Source organism: Streptomyces sp. NPDC001851, from assembly GCF_040297165.1.
Lineage (GTDB): Bacteria > Actinomycetota > Actinomycetes > Streptomycetales > Streptomycetaceae > Streptomyces.
In genome coordinates this window covers 1-1,099 of the sequence record NZ_JBEOYR010000096.1, presented here as the reverse complement: position 1 = coordinate 1,099, position 1,099 = coordinate 1, and the positions used below count along the sequence as shown (strand labels likewise).

The window sequence follows — 1,099 nt, the reverse complement described above, 5'->3', positions numbered from 1 at the left end:
AGAGCGCCTGCAGGTGATGGAAAAGCTGACCGAAGAGATGGAACAGCGCGAGCTGGCGCAGATTGAGCTGGGCCAGCAATCGGCGCTGTTGCGTTCCTTCCTCGATGCCTCGCCGGATCTGGTCTACTACCGCAACGAAGACAAAGAGTTCTCCGGCTGCAACCGCGCGATGGAGCTGCTGACCGGCAAAAGCGAGAAGCAGCTGATCGGCCTGACGCCGTTCGACGTCTACGGCCAGGAGATCGCCGAAAAGGTCATTGAGACCGACGAGAAGGTGTTCCGCCACAACGTCTCGCTGACCTACGAACAGTGGCTGGTGTATCCCGACGGCCGCAAGGCCTGTTTCGAGCTGCGCAAGGTCCCGTTTTACGACCGGGTGGGCAAACGCCACGGGCTGATGGGCTTCGGCCGCGATATTACCGAGCGTAAGCGCTACCAGGACGCGCTAGAGAACGCTAGCAGGGAGAAGACCACCTTTATCTCCACCATCAGCCACGAGCTGCGTACGCCGCTTAACGGCATCGTCGGCCTGAGCCGCATCCTGCTCGATACCGAGCTGAATGACGAGCAACTGAAATACCTGAAGACCATCCACGTCAGCGCCATCACCCTCGGCAATATCTTCAACGACATTATCGAAATGGATAAGCTCGAGCGGCGCAAGGTGCAGCTCGACAACCAGCCGGTGGACTTCACCGGTTTCCTGGCAGATCTGGAGAACCTCTCCGGCCTGCTGGCGCAGCCGAAAGGGCTGCAGTTCATCATGGATCCGCAGACGCCGCTGCCGCAGCAGATCGTGACCGACGGCACGCGCCTGCGGCAGATCTTGTGGAACCTGATCGGCAACGCGGTGAAATTTACCCAGCAGGGGAAAATCGTGGTGCGCGTGCGGCGCGAGGCGCAGGAGAAGTTGGTGTTCGAGGTGGAAGATTCGGGCATGGGCATCCCGCAGGACGAGCAGGACAAGATCTTCGCCATGTATTACCAGGTGAAAGATCAGCGCGGCGGCCGTCCGGCCACCGGCACCGGCATCGGGCTGGCGGTCTCCAAGCGGCTGGCGCAGAGCATGGGGGGTGACATCACCGTGCGCAGCGAACAG

1 protein-coding gene is annotated in these 1,099 nt (G+C 61.1%); it reads left to right on the top strand.

Going from position 1 to position 1,099, the window contains the following annotated elements:
• Positions 1–16: 16 nt before the first annotated feature.
• On the top strand, positions 17–1,099 hold a 1,083-nt coding region (locus tag ABT171_RS41735), incomplete at its 3' end, for an ATP-binding protein (protein ID WP_351252195.1).